Origin of the sequence: Micromonospora arborensis (genome assembly GCF_003205615.1) — a bacterium.
Taxonomy (GTDB): domain Bacteria; phylum Actinomycetota; class Actinomycetes; order Mycobacteriales; family Micromonosporaceae; genus Micromonospora; species Micromonospora arborensis.
On the sequence record NZ_PYBV01000034.1, the window covers coordinates 69445 to 83031 of the forward strand.

Annotated in this window: 8 protein-coding genes; 3 read left to right on the top strand and 5 right to left on the bottom strand. The window is 73.9% G+C overall.

Translation table 11 applies throughout. The features are described from left to right. Window positions 1-15: 15 nt before the first annotated feature. Together C7C45_RS25085 and C7C45_RS25090 are read right to left on the bottom strand one after the other, a co-directional pair. Window positions 16-3630 carry a hypothetical protein gene (locus C7C45_RS25085; protein ID WP_110566165.1) on the bottom strand — a complete coding sequence of 1205 codons (3615 nt, stop codon included), beginning with the start codon at window positions 3628-3630 and terminating at the stop codon, window positions 16-18. Window positions 3631-3795: 165 nt separating this feature from the next. Continuing rightward, complete coding sequence (locus C7C45_RS25090; protein ID WP_110566166.1) at window positions 3796-4605, bottom strand: DNA-formamidopyrimidine glycosylase family protein; 810 nt, start codon at window positions 4603-4605, stop codon at window positions 3796-3798. A 109-nt stretch (window positions 4606-4714) separates the two neighbouring features. On the opposite strand from C7C45_RS25090, the gene C7C45_RS25095 reads away from it, so the two are divergent. After that, complete coding sequence (locus tag C7C45_RS25095) at window positions 4715-6004, top strand: hypothetical protein (protein ID WP_110566167.1); 1290 nt, start codon at window positions 4715-4717, stop codon at window positions 6002-6004. A 25-nt stretch (window positions 6005-6029) separates the two neighbouring features. Here C7C45_RS25095 and C7C45_RS25100 read toward each other — a convergent pair whose 3' ends face one another. Both C7C45_RS25100 and C7C45_RS25105 read right to left on the bottom strand, forming a co-directional pair. Next, complete coding sequence (locus C7C45_RS25100; protein WP_110566168.1) at window positions 6030-6272, bottom strand: CPCC family cysteine-rich protein; 243 nt, start codon at window positions 6270-6272, stop codon at window positions 6030-6032. Between the two features lie 25 nt (window positions 6273-6297). Further along, on the bottom strand, window positions 6298-7098 hold the full coding sequence (locus C7C45_RS25105; protein WP_110566169.1) for an SAM hydrolase/SAM-dependent halogenase family protein: 801 nt from the start codon (window positions 7096-7098) through the stop codon (window positions 6298-6300). A gap of 119 nt (window positions 7099-7217) precedes the next feature. Between C7C45_RS25105 and C7C45_RS25110 the strand changes: the two genes are divergently transcribed. Further along, window positions 7218-7814 carry a hypothetical protein gene (locus C7C45_RS25110; RefSeq protein ID WP_167454824.1) on the top strand — a complete coding sequence of 199 codons (597 nt, stop codon included), beginning with the start codon at window positions 7218-7220 and terminating at the stop codon, window positions 7812-7814. A gap of 245 nt (window positions 7815-8059) precedes the next feature. On the opposite strand, the gene C7C45_RS25115 is transcribed toward C7C45_RS25110, so the two are convergent. After that, a complete protein-coding gene (locus tag C7C45_RS25115; protein WP_110566171.1) occupies window positions 8060-12742 on the bottom strand; it encodes an Lhr family helicase in 4683 nt (1560 codons plus the stop codon). Between the two features lie 178 nt (window positions 12743-12920). Here C7C45_RS25115 and C7C45_RS25120 point away from each other — a divergent pair, with 178 nt between their 5' ends. Next, on the top strand, window positions 12921-13307 hold the full coding sequence (locus C7C45_RS25120) for a hypothetical protein (protein ID WP_110566172.1): 387 nt from the start codon (window positions 12921-12923) through the stop codon (window positions 13305-13307). Window positions 13308-13587: the final 280 nt, after the last annotated feature.

Below are 13587 nucleotides of genomic sequence, written 5' to 3' on the forward strand. Positions count from 1 at the left end.
GGCCGCCCCGGCCGCTCACGGCGGGGTCGTGACCAGGACCGTGCCGGTGTACGGCGAGCTGCCCACGACGTTGAACGAGCGGATCCGGTAGTGGTAGGTCACCCCTCGGGTCAGTCCGGTGTTGGTGAAGCCGCGACCGGTCACCGTGAAGGTGGCCGCCTCCTGGTCGAACGCCGGGTCCAGCGCCCGCTGCACGATGAACCCGGACCCCGGGCCGGCAGGTGTGCTCGCCGCCCAGGCGAGGATCACCGTCGCGGTGTCCGGCCCCGGTGCGGTGGCGGTGACGCTCACCCCGCTCGGGGTGCCCGGCGCGGGTGGAGAGGTCACCGTGGCGACCGTGGACCAGGCTGAGGCGGCGCCCAGGTAGGTGGTCCGTACGCGGTAGTAGTACGTGGTGTCCGGGGCGATCGTGACGTCCAGGTGGTTGTCGCCGGCGCCGATCGCAGTGGTGCCCGGGCCGCTGGTGAACGTCGGGTTGGTGGCCCGCTGCACGTCGATGCCGGTGGCGAACGAGCGGTTCGCCCAGCGCAGCGCCACTCGCAGCGGCGCCGCGGGCGCGAGTGCCGCGACCAGGCCACTCGGCGCGGCCAGGTGCACCGAGGCGGGCACGCCGTTCGACCAGGACGAGTAGCTGACGGCGTTCTCCGCCCGGATGCGGTAGTGGTAGGTCACGCCGGGGGTGACGGACGCGTCCGTGTATCGGGTGGCGGCAGCCGCGACGGTGATCGTGGTGACCTCGCTGAAGGTCGCGTCGGTGGCCCGTTGCAGCAGGTGGCTGGTGGCGGGTGGTCGGCCGCCGTTGCTGGTCCAGGCCAGCGCGATCGCGGGTAGCGCGGTGGCCGAGCCGGGCACCGGCGTGGCGGTCAGCCCGGTGGGTGCCTTCGGTGCGACCCGCAGCACCAGCGGCCGGCTCATCCCGCCGTCGCGGTGGCCGGCGAGTTGGCTGTGCCAGCGATACTCCCAGCCCAGATTGACCAGGTGGTTGACCACGGTGGCGGGCCGCCCGTCCGCCGGGCTGATCGGAGTCGACCCGGTCCGGGCCCCGGCCGGGCGGCCCGGGTCGAGCAGCCGGACGCTGTCGCCCAGCTTGAACGGCAGCACCGGGGCGACCGGGCGCAGCGCCACCACCACATCCTCCCGGGGATTGACCCGGACGATCTGCTTCCAGCCCAACTCCGTGCCGTGTGGGAGCCGCAGCGTCCCGTCCCAGCCGACCCGGTTGACCACCTGTACGTCGCAGCCGCCGAAATGCAGCGGCTCGGTCTGCCGGACGTTGCCGCTGATCCGCCAGAGCTGGGTGCCGTCGGTCGGAGTGCCCACCGGCACGGCGAGGTCGGTGGCGAAGACGACCTCGGTGACCGGGTCGGTCGGACCGAGCGGCAGGGTCGTCGGGTTGAGCGGCCCGGCCTGCGGGTGTCCGACGCCGAGCCGGCCGGTCAGCCGGCCGTGGTCGGGCTCGAAGACCTGCTGGACGGCCTTGACTGCGATCGGCAGGGTCACCGGGCCGGCGCCGGCCGCCGGCGTGAACGTCACCGAGGTGGCGTGCACCGGCACCGTCGTCTGCGCCGCGGTCCGGGTGCCGAACGCCGGGTCGTACGCCGGCTGCGGCACGATCGGCGGCCGTTGGCTGGCCGCGTACGCCAGGGGCAGCCTTTCGCGCAGCCGGTCCAGGTCGTACGGCGGGGCCGGGGCTCCGGTGACCCGGAACTGGAGCAGGGTGCGGGTGTTCGGGCCGTACCCCGGTTCGGTGGTGGGCGGGCCGCCCTCGGCGGTCCGGTCCGGCGCGTCGGAGTGCTGGTCGTTTCGGGGGTCGAACCCGGGCAGCGGCGCCGGGGCGTCGTTGTAGAGGATCAGCGTGCTGCCCGGTGGAAGGGCGGAGAAGTCGACGAGCACGTCGGCCCGTTCACCCGGGGCGAGCAGCAGGGTGTGCCCGTCGACGTTCAGCACCGTCGGGTCGAGCCGGTCGTAGCGGTAGCCGATCGGTCGGTTCGGCAGCACCACCGGGGCGGGCAGCAGCCCGGCCTCGTTGCCGATCTGGACGAACTCCGGCCCGGCGGCGCGCGGGTCCGGCACACCACCCTCGCGCCCGTCGGTCGGCCACCCCGTGGGCCGGTCCGCCGCCCGCACGGCGGGCACCATCGGCACCTCACCGGCGTCGGCGTCGGCGAGCGCCCCGTCGACCGTCCACATCGCATCGTCGGAGCAGGCGCGGTAGAGCTGGAGGTTGAGGCTGCGGTCCAGGCAGGCGTTGAGGATCCGGAACCGGTACGCGCGCGGCCGCACCTCCAGGTACGGGTAGGCGACGCCGTTGACGAGTGGGGTGTCGCCGTACGCCTCGGGGACCGCGGACGGGTGCGGCACGCCGGGGCTCAACGGCGGCTCGTCCGGCGCGCTGACGGGGTCGTGGTGTGGGTTCGGGACCCCGCCGTCGGGGTGGGCGCCATCCAGGCCCGGGTTGTGCGACCAGGGGCCGTAGTCCCACCGGCCGGTGGGGTTGCGTCCGCCGGACCGGTACGGGTTCTGCCGCGGCTGGTAGACGTGTGGGTGCCAGAGGCTGCCCCGGGCGCCCCATCGTTCCCGGTCCCAGGTCGGGTCCTCGGCGGCGAGTTGGGCGTCGTCCGGCACGAACGTCTTGTCCTCGATCACCAGCGGCAACTGGTCGGCCGGGAGCACCGCGTCGGCGACGAGCTGGTCCTCGGCCGGGTCGGTGAGCAGGTAGAGCCCGAGCTGCCCACCGTAGACGGTGAGCCGGGCCAGGCCGAGGGTGTTGTCGTGGAACCACAGCAGCCGGCCGCTCTGCTCGTTCGGGTAGTACAGCGTGGTGGCCCCGGCACCCGGCGCCGGCATGTCCGGTACGGGCGTCACCCCCACACCGGTCGGGTACGGGGTGATCTCCCCAGCCGGAGTGATCCACTGCCCCGGGTTGCCGGCGCTGGTCCAGCCGGTCTGCGCCCCGGACAGGTGCAGCACCGCGCGGTTCTGCGGGAACGGCGCCGGCCCGTCCAGCGGGCCGAGGCCGGCCCCCTCGATCGTGTCGTCGACCGGCAGGAACAGTTCGCCGGCCCGACCGGTCGGGAGTTGGTTGATGAACTTCACCCGGACCGGTCGGCCGCGGCGGGCCAGGATCATCGGGCCGAGGTGCCAGGGTCGCTCCGGGGGTACGACCGTGTTGTGCCCCGCCGTGTCGGTGCCCAGGTTGAGCTGCCGGTAGCCGCGCAGCCGGGTGGCCGGCAGGTCCCGGTGCAGCCGTTGCGCGTACTCCTGCACGCCGATCTCGTAGTAGTCGCAGCCCGGGAAACTGATCGTGTCCGGCGTTGCCACCGGCAGGTGGCCGCCGAGGTCGGTGCGGCCCTGCTGGCCCGGGGTGGGCAACGGGTCGACGAACTTGCGCAGCCCGGTCCCGGGGAGCACCTGCCCGCTGGCGTCGTACCTCGGGCGAGGGCTGTGTGCGAAGTTCGGCACGGGGCCGAAGCAGCGGGGCACCACGGCCGGGTCCAGGCTCGGCGCCGGGGCGGTCTCCTCGGCGGTACGCGCGGCTGGCACGACCGCCGTCCGGCCGTTGGCGCGGCCGGTGGTGTCGCGGGTGGCCCGCTCGAAGAAGGTGGAGCGGAGTCTGCGGAACAGCGCCATGACTCTCCCCGGGTCGGGGCGCGAGGTCCGCCACCCCGGCGTGGTGGACCTCGGCGCTCTGCTGACGATCGGTGAGCACTCAACCGCAGCATGCAACTCCGACGGCCAGATAGGAATTACCCAATCGTCCGTATCTGGGATGGCCTCGCGCGAAGGGTGCCCTGGTCAGCCGGTCGCCGGCGGGCCCGGGTGCTCGGGCTGGCAGACCGGGCACCAGTAGGTGACCCTCTCGCCCAGCTCCTCCTTGCGGATCGCGGTGCCGCAGCGGCGGCAGGGCTGGGCGCGGCGGCCGTACACGTAGCTGGTCTGCCCCCGGTGCAGCGAGCCGGTGCTGCTCTGCGTCCACCGCCCCCGGTTGGCGGCGAGCAACCGTTGCGCGAGGGCCACCAGGCCGGGCAGGTCGGGCACCGCGCCGACCGGCGTCCACGGCGACACACCGCGCAGGAACAGCACCTCGCACTTGTAGAGGTTGCCCACTCCGGCGAGGTTGCGCTGGTCGAGCAACGCCTCGCCGATGGTCTGCTCCGGGTGGTCGGCAAGGCGGCGGACCGCCTCGGCCGGGTCCCAGTCCGGGCCGAGCAGGTCGGGGCCGAGGTGCCCGACCAACTGGTCCTCCTCGGCGGTCGGCACCAGGGTCATCTCGTGCAGGTGATAGCCGACGGCGACAGCGCCGGGGCTGCGCAGCACCACCCGGATCAGGTGCGCGGGCCGACCCGTCCAGCGTTCCCCCGGGGCGTACGCCCGCCAGGCGCCGTCCATCCGCAGGTGCGAGTGCAGGGTCCAGTGCGCGTCGTCCGGAGCGTTGAGGCGCAGCAGCAGGTGCTTGCCCCGGCTGGCCGACTCGCGGACGGTCCAGCCGGTGAGATCCGTGGTGGCCAGCTGCGGCACCCGGAAGTCACTGCTAATGATCCGCGCGCCGGCCAGCGCGCGGTGCAGCACACGCGCGGTGTTCCAGACGGTGTCGCCTTCGGGCACCCTGCCATCCTCCCTCTTTCGAGCGAGATTCGCATGTGTCGCTATTTGTACACAGGTTCCTCATGATCTCCCGACATGCGAGGGTCAGGGGGTTCTGAGGAGAATATCCATGACACGACCTCGTTGTCGTTTCCCATCCGTCGCCCTCGTCGGCGCTCTCTCCCTCGTCCTCACCGCAGCGCTCCTACCCACCGTGGGCGACGTCCCGGCGAACGCCGCCGCTGGCGGCCCGATCACTATCGCCGCCGCTGGCGGCCCGACCACCCTCGCCGCCGCCCCGGGCGCCGAACGGTGGAACGTCGACCTGTCCGTCGTCGACCGCGACGATGTCAACGTCCGGCGCACCGCCACCGGGCTGCGACTGCGGACGGCGCGACCCACCGGGCGCAGCGCGCACAGCCCACACAGCGCGGTCGCCGAGGGGATGCTCCTGAGCACATCCCGCACCCTCGCCCGGCCGGCCACCCGTGTCCGTGCCGAGATCACCGCCTCGGTCCCCGCGGGCGCCACCGTGGAGGCGCAGGTCCGTGGATGGCGGGCCGCCGGCTGGACGGAGTGGCGGGCCGCCACCGCCGGCGCGGTCTTCGACCGGCCGGTCACCCAGGTGCAGGCCCGGGTGGTGCTGACCGCGCCCAGTGGCGGTGCCACCGCGACGGTACGTGGCGTGCAGCTCACCGCCGACGCGGCCGCCGCCGTCTCCGCCGCCACGCCCGGCCGCACCTACCGGGTGTACGCCACCCGCATCGGGTTGGTCGGCGAGCTGACCGCCAACGGTCGAACCGTCCAACCCCGGGACCACTTCGCGGCGCTACCGTCGCGGCGCGGCCTGTCCCCACTCAACACCGGCGACTACACCGTGCGGGTCTGCACGACCAGCGGTTCCCGCTGCGAGTACGCCCCGGTCTGGGATGTCGGGCCGTGGAACACCCGCGACGACTACTGGAACCTTTCGGCGGTCCGAGAGAACTGGAAGGACCTGCCGCAGGGCCGGCCCGAGGCGCAGGCCGCGTACCAGTCGGGCTACAACGGCGGGCGTGACCAGTTCGGGCGTACCGTGCTCAACCCGGCGGGCATCGACCTGGCCGACGGCACCTTCTGGGATGGCCTGCAGTTGACCACGAACGCCTGGGTGGACGTCGCCTACCTGTGGACCGGGGGCGGGCCGCGCGGCGTGGTCGGTGACGGGCCGCTGAACATCCGCGCCGGGGCCAGCACGTCGTACGCGATTCGTGGCCTCGCCGCCCGGTTCGCCCACGTGCCGATCCAGTGCTACGTCATCGGCCAGTCGGTTGCCGGTCCGTACCGCACCACCACCCGCTGGAATCGCCTCGCCACCGGGCAGTACGTCAGCCACGCGTACATCTCAGGCGTGTACGGCGGCAGCGTGCCCGTCTGCTGAGCCACGCTCGCCCGGCGGGCGCCGATCAGGGGCGCTCGTCGGGGCGAGCCGGGCGCACCATGTCCTGGTAGCGCGGGTGACTGGCACCGTAGACGGCGTAGTTGAGTCGGGCGTGCGAGAGGCTCAGGTCGCCGTTGGGGCCACCGCGGACCGCGTCCGCGTCGGCGTCGGTCTGGCCGTCGTCGGTCCAGAAACAGACCGGGCAGGTCCCGCCGCCGGTCCGGGATGCGCAGCAGGGACAACCCACGGGAACTACTTGTTCACCCACCGGGGCAGCATTCCACAGTCGAATATCAGCCGGATACCCGCAGGAGGTCCCCCGGAGCCACCCGGAGGACGTCGACCGCCCGCCCACCGTTGACCGCGACCGCGACCAGATCGGCCGAGTCGACGTACACCACCAGGCCGTTGGCTGGGGCGTCGCCGAAGGTCCGTCCCCGGACGGCCGGGCGGGCGGGTGTCGAATCCGGTGGACCGACCCGCAGCGCCGCCGGGAGCGGGTCGAGCAGGTGCGCCGGTGCGGCCAGCTGGACGTTGCCGAAATGGTCCACGGTCGACACCTCGGCGGTGAAACCGTGTGCGTCCGACATCAGCGTCGGCGACGGCAGCCGGATCAGATCGGCCGGGTCGATCGGCGGTCCCGCGTCGCCCAGTGGTGCGCCGAGCGCCAGCCGGGCCGCCACCGGTGCGAAGACGTCCCGCCCGTGGAACGTGTCGGACACCCGGTCGGCCAGCCAGCGCGGCTCGGTCAACTCCACGGCGGTGGTCACCCCGCCGAGCGCTGCGGCGGCGTCCGGCAGCAGCCCGTTGTCCGGACCGACCAGCAGCCCACCCGGGGTGGCCAGCGCGACGCCCCGCCGGGCCGTGCCCACCCCCGGATCGACCACCGCCATGTGCACACCCGTTGGCAGGTACGGCACCGTCTGCGCCAGCACCGCGGCACCCCGCCGTACGTCCGTCGGTGGCACCAGGTGGGTCACATCGATGACCCGGGCCGTCGGCGCGATCCGGGCGATCACCCCGTGGCAGGCGGCCACGAAGCCGTCGGTGAGGCCGTAGTCGGTGGTCAGCGAGATCCAGGGCGTGACGGACATCCCCGCAGGCTATAGAGCGTAGTCGTGTCATGGGGTCGGCCGGCGAGAGGCGGATATGGGACAGCGCGGTGACCGGTCAGCCCTTCCCGCCGCCGGACGCCGTTGGGCAGACTGCCATGGTGACAGTTCGGAGCCTGCCCGCCGTCGGAGTCCTGCTGGTCGCCGTCGCGCTCGCGGCCGGCTGCGGCAGTGCCGACCCCGGCCGACCGAACGCGGCCCCCTCCGACTCGCCCGTGTCGGCTCCAGCGGCCACCGGTCTTCCGAGCGTGCCGATGCCCTCGGCGATTTCGCCCACCGCGCCCTCGTCGACGGCGTCACCCTCCGCGCCGGCACCGCCCTCCGCTGAGGCGCAGGGTCCGACGCGGCGACGGCCGGCCAGCCCACCACCGGTGGTGCTGCCCCAACGCCCGGCCGGGGCACCCGGGGCGAAGCAGGTCGTCGACGCGTTCAAGGCGGCCGGCCTGAAGGTGCCGCACCCGAAGGACCGCTCGGTCGACTGCGGACCGGACGGGCTCGGCCTGGGCTGCTCCGAGCTGATCGCCACCGACGCCGTCACCGTGTACGTGTTTCCGGACGAGATCAGCGCCGGTGACATCGCGGAGACCTGGGGCGGCCAGTCGTACCGGCGCGGTGCGGTGGTGCTCAACTATCTCGAGGCGAAGACCCCGGCCGCCGAGCGCGCCCGTTACGAGAAGGTGCTCAACGCCCTTCGCTGAGCGCCGGCTCGTGCCCTCGGTGCTCTGGGGCAGCGATGTCTGGTGAGCGGTATACCTCTGTGTCATAAATATGACTCACAGGTATACCGCTCATTCGGGTGCGACAGGCCGGGTGGTGGTTCGTCCAGCTTGCGCATTGGTGTCGACCGATTTCTGGCAGGACGGGCACCGCTCCGGCCACCTGCGAAAGGACGTCAGCCGGCGCGCTGCCAACCGGCCCGTCGCCCGCAGCCCCGGCGCGGGTGTCAGCCGCGCAGACGCAGGCCGCGTGGGGTGGCCCGGAAGCCGGCGGCGGTCAGGGCGTCGCGCAGTGGTGAGGAGTGCACGGCCTCGCCGTCGGCCCGCTCCACCGACAACGCACCCAGTGCCCCGGAGTGGACGGCGTCGGCGAGCGCCTTGCCCGCTGCGGCGAGCGCGTCGGTGTCGTCGCTGAAAGACAACAGCGTCCGGCCGCCGCGTTCGACGTAGAGGACCAGGTCGCCGCCGACCTGCACCACCAGCGCGCCCGCCTTGCGGCCGGCCCGGTGCCCGGTCGCCGGGGCGGCCCCGTCGCCGGAGTCGACGACGCGCTCCGGCCAGGGCAGCGCAGCACCGTACGGGTTGGCCGGGTCGGTGGCGGCGAGCACGGTGGCCGGCGTGCCCCGGCCCCGGGCGCCGTCGGTCGGCTCGGCCAGTGCGCGCAGCCGGTCCACCGCGCCGGGCACCGCGAACTGCGCCGCGCCCAGCCCCTCGACGAAGTAACCCCGACGGGCGGCGCCGCGCTCCTCCAACGCCGACAGCACCGGGTAGACCGCCGAGAACCCGCCGACGACCTGCTCGGCCAGCACCGCTCCGCGCGTGACCACCCCGTGCCGCTCCAGCAGCACGTCGGCGAGGGCGGCAGCGCGTCGGGTCGGGTCGATGTCGCGTTCGGGCAGGCGTGACCAGCGACCGGCGACGGTCGGTGGGCCACCCCGGCTGGGCAGAGCAACCCGACCGGGCCGCCGGTAACGGGTGCGCGGCGCGGACGGCCGCGAGCGGTGTGCACCGCCGGCGCCGAGCACCGCGCGCAACGGGGCGAGCGTGTCGTTGGTGAGGTGCCCAGCCCAGACCAGGTCCCAGATCACCCCGGTCAGCGCTGCGTCGTCGGTCGAGCCGACCCGGTCGGCCAGCGGCCGGAAGAACAGCGCCTGCCCGTCGCCGAGCGCGTCGAGCACCGCGTCGTGCAGCGGGGTGCGGGTCAACGCCTCGTCGGGTGGCGGGAGCAGCAGCGGTGCGGAGTCCGCGTACGCCAGGGTGACCCAGCCGTCGCCCCCGGAGATCGCCCCCGACCCGGCCCAGAGCACCTCCCCGCTGGCGCACAGCTCGTCGAGTTGGGCGGGGGAGTAGTCCGCGACACGACCGGGCAGCACCAGCCGTTCCAGTGCGGAGGCCGGCACCGCCGCGCCCTGCAACTGCTCCACCGTCGCGGCGAGCGCCTCCACCCCTCGGGCGGACGAGCCGACCTGCTGCCAGCGGGGCAGAAACGTGGCCAGTGCGCGGGGCGGCACCGGCTCGATCTCGCGGCGCAGCGCCGCGAGCGAGCGGCGGCGCAGCATCCGCAGCACCTCGGCGTCGCACCACTGGGCGCCGGCCGAATCCGGGGTGAACTCCCCGGAGACCACCCGCCCGGTGGCGCCGAGCCGGCGCAGCGTCTGCTCGACGACGAACCCGCCGAGCCCGAAGCGGGCCGCGCAGCTGGCGGCGGCGAACGGCCCGTGGGTGCGGGCGTAGCGGGCCACCAGGTCACCGAGCGGGTCGGCCACCGGGGCGAGGTACGCCTCGGCCACCCCGACCGGCAACGCGACACCGAGGGCGTCGCGCAGCCGGGCGGCGTCCTCGACGCCCACCCAGCGCTGCTCGCCGGCGATGCGGACCCGCAGCACCCGCCGAGTGGCCTCCAGCTCGGTCAGCCAGGTCTCCGGCACGCCCCGCTCGGTCAACTCGGCGTCGCTCAGGTCACCGAGCACCCGCAGCAGCTCGACGACGTCTTCGGCGTCGCGGGGGCGGCGCTGCTCGGTCAGCCAGCGCAGCTGCCGATCGGTCTCGGCGAGCACGGCCGGGTCGAGCAACTCGCGCAGGTCGACCCGGCCGAGCAGCTCGCCCAGGAGCGTGGAGTCCAGGGCGAGCGCGGCCGCGCGCCGCTCCGCGAGCGGGGCGTCGCCCTCGTAGAGGAACGCGCCGACGTAGCCGAAGAGAAGCGACCGGGCGAACGGGGACGGCGCGCTCGTCTCGACCTCGACCAGCCGCACCTTCCGGGTGGCCAGGTCGCGCATCAGGCCGGCCAGCGCCGGTTGGTCGAAGACGTCCTGGAGGCACTCCCGTGCGGCTTCCAGGGTGACCGGGAAGTCCGCGTACTCGCGGGCGACGTCGAGCAGTTGCGCGGCCCGTTGGCGCTGCTGCCAGAGCGGCTGGCGGCGGCGCGGGTCGCGGCGGGGCAGCAACAGTGACCGGGCGGCGCACTCCCGGAAACGGGCGGCGAAGAGGGCGGAGGTGCCGACCGACTCCTCCACGAGTTGGGTGATCTCGTCCGGTTCGAAGACCACCACGTCCGCACCGGGTGGCTCGTCGGCGGTGTCCGGAAGTCGCACCACGATGCCGTCGTCGGAGGGCATCACCTGGGCGTCCACCCCGTACCGTTCGGCCAGCCGGCGGCCCACCGCGAGGGCCCACGGCCCGTTGACCCGGGCACCGAGAACGCTGTGCACGGCGAGCCGCCAGTCGCCCAGCTCGTCGCGGAATCGCTCGACCACCACCGTGCGGTCGTCGGGCAGGGAGCGGGTGGCCTCCCGCTGCTCGCGCAGGTACGCCATCAGGTTGCCGGCGGCCCAGTCGTCCAGCCCGCCGTCTCGCAACGCGGCCAGTGCCGCCTCGTCGCTCTGCCGCAGCAAAGTGCGCACCCGCGCGCCGATGGCTCGGCCCAGCTCCACCGGCCGGCCAAGCTGGTCGCCCTTCCAGAACGGCATGCGCGCGGCCTGCCCCGGAGCGGGTGAGACCAGCACCCGGTCGGGGGTGATCTCCTCGATCCGCCAGGACGAGGAACCGAGCAGGAAGACATCGCCGACCCGGGACTCGTAGACCATCTCCTCGTCCAGCTCGCCGACCCGGGCGGCCCGTTCGGCGCCGGCCAGGAAGACCCCGAACAGTCCACGGTCGGGAATGGTGCCGCCGCTGGTCACGGCGAGACGCTGTGCGCCGGGACGGCCGGTGAGCAGGTCGGTGGCCCGGTCCCAGACCAGTCGGGGGCGTAGCTCGGCGAAGGCGGTGGACGGGTAGCGGCCGGAGAGCATGTCCAACACGGCGTGCAGCGCGGAGTCGGGCAGCTCGGCGAAGGGCGCGGCCCGGCGGATCAGCACGGCCAGGTCGCCGAGCGGCCACGGCTCCAGCGCCACCATCGCGACGATCTGCTGGGCCAGCACGTCCAGTGGGTTGCGCGGGTAGTGCAGCTCCTCGATCGCGCCGTCGGTCATCCGCTCGGCGACCACCGCGCAGGAGAGCAGGTCGCCGCGGTGCTTGGGGAAGACCACGCCCCGGGAGACCGCGCCCACCTGGTGCCCGGCCCGGCCGACCCGTTGCAGCCCGGCGGCCACGCTCGGTGGCGCCTCGATCTGCACCACCAGGTCGACCGCGCCCATGTCGATGCCCAGCTCCAGGCTGGAGGTGGCCACCACCGCCGGGAGCTGACCGGACTTGAGCGCCTCCTCGATGTGCTTGCGTTCCTCCCGGGAGACGCTGCCGTGGTGGGCGCGGGCTATCACCGGCGACGCGCCGGTGGCTGTGCCGGACTGGGCCAGCACCTCGGCCGGTGGCCGGTTGCGCACCGGACCGGCGGGGCCACCCCACCGCTGCGCGCCGGTTGCGGGGCCGCCGTCGCCCGCCGGGTCGTCGTCGGCCGACAGCCCTTCCGGTACGACGAGGGCGCCCCCGTCCGACGCGGAGGCCAACTCTGCGGAGGCCACCTCTTCGGCGGCCAACTCGTTGAGCCGGGCGCAGAGGCGCTCGGCGCTGCGTCGGGAGTTGGTGAAGACGATTGTCGAGCGGTGCTGCCCGATGAGGGTGAAGACCCGCTCCTCCACGGCCGGCCAGATCGAGGCGCGACGCGGCCCGGGGCCGCCGAGGTCGTCCTCCGGCGGCTGCTCCTGCTCGTCCAGGCGGGTCATGTCCTCCACCGGGACCTGCACGCTGACCTCGATGGTCTTCGTGCTGGCCGGCTGTACGACGTCGACCGGGCGGGCGCCGCCGAGGAACTGCGCGCAGGCATCGATCGGCCGCACGGTGGCGGAGAGGCCGATGCGCTGCGCCGGGGCGGGCAGCAGCTCGTCGAGGCGTTCGAGGGAGAGGGCGAGATGGGCACCGCGTTTGCTGCCGGCGACCGCGTGCACCTCGTCGACGATCACCGTCTGGACGCCGCGCAGCGAATCGCGGGCCGCGGACGTGAGCAGCAGGAACAGTGACTCGGGCGTGGTGATGAGGATGTCCGGTGGGGTGCGCGCGAAGGCTCGTCGCTCGTCGGCTGGCGTGTCGCCGGTGCGCATGCCGACGGTGATGTCGGGTGGTGCGACGCCCAGCCGGGTCGCTGCCTGCCGGATGCCGGCCAGCGGGGCGCGCAGGTTGCGCTCCACGTCGACGGCGAGGGCCTTGAGCGGGCTGACATAGAGCACCCGGCATCGTTGGCGAGCCTCGGCCGGGGCGGGCTCGCGGGCCAGCCGGTCCAGTGACCAGAGAAAGGCCGCGAGCGTCTTGCCGGAGCCGGTGGGTGCCACCACGAGGGCGTTGCGGCCGGCGGCGACCGACCGCCAGGCGCCGGTCTGTGCGGCGGTGGGCGCGGCGAAGGCGGCCTCGAACCAGGCGCGGGTGGCCGGGCCGAAGCCGCCGAGCACCGCGCCGGCGTCTGCGTCTGCCCCGGTCACCGGTCCATCGTGCCCCGCCGGTACGACAACCACGACCGACCTGACGACGGAATGTGCCGGACAAAAGCAAAAAGCGCCGAAGGCGCGCTTAATACGTTAAGTCTCACTTAACTGCTTGCTTCTAAGGAGCAACATAAAGTAACTTCACTCCCAACGCGAACCGGGGTGAGGGGATTTGATGGCCGGCGAGCAGCGCAACCTCGAACCGGGCACCGACGTGCTGATTCGCAAGGTTGACAGCCACCTTGCCGCGCTCCGCGGCGGCCTGCACGGCCCCGAGCTCGAACTCGCCGAACGCCTCGCCCGCTGCCTGCGGGAGCTGGTCCTGTGCACCGCCCAGGCCAGCGCCGCCGATCGCGGCCAGGTCCGCGTCGCCGTCCATTACTTCGTGCTGCGCCGCGAGAGCCGTGGCCGGTTGCTCTCGGTACGGTCGCTGGCCGTCGCGGAGCGGGTGGTCGACCGGGTCGCGCGCCAACTGGGCCGCGTCGACCTGCTGGCCGAGCTGGCGCGCGACCGCCCCGCCCGCGACGACGCGCAACCCATCAGCAACGCCCTCCTGCACTAACTCCCCCCACCCCACCCCACCCCGCCCCGCCCCGCCCCGCACCCCCGCCCCGCACCCCCCGCCCCGCACCCCCGCCCCGCCCCGCCCCGCCCCGCACCCCCGCCCCGCACCCCCGCCCCGCACCACCCCCGCCCGGGTTGATCAAGAAGTTTGCGTCAGGAACGCCGGCGCGGATGACGCAAACCTCTTGATCAACGCGGGGAGGCGGGGGTGGGCGGGGTGGGCGTGGGGGCGCGGGGTGCGGGACGCGGCGGGGGGGGCGGGGGTGGGGGGGGGGGGG